The following is a 246-nucleotide window of genomic DNA, read 5'->3' on the forward strand; positions in this document are numbered from 1 at the left end:
TGTTCGCCATTTAAAGTGGTACGTGAGCTGGGTTTAAAACGTTGTGAGACAGTTTGGTCCCTATCTGCCGTGGGCGTTGGAAATTTGAAGGGGGCTGCTCCTAGTACGAGAGGACCGGAGTGGACGAACCTCTGGTGTACCGGTTGTCACGCCAGTGGCATTGCCGGGTAGCTAAGTTCGGAAGAGATAACCGCTGAAAGCATCTAAGCGGGAAACTTGCCTTAAGATGAGATTTCCCGGAGCCTT

At 52.0% G+C, this 246-nt stretch carries 1 rRNA gene; it reads left to right on the forward strand.

Annotation, left to right across the window (positions count from 1 at the left end):
* Window positions 1-246 (forward strand): 23S ribosomal RNA (locus KVT32_RS31030); the annotation flags it as partial.

Origin of the sequence: Achromobacter sp. GbtcB20 (assembly GCF_019091095.1) — a bacterium.
In the GTDB taxonomy this organism is placed as follows: Bacteria; Pseudomonadota; Gammaproteobacteria; order Burkholderiales; family Burkholderiaceae_B; genus Achromobacter; species Achromobacter mucicolens.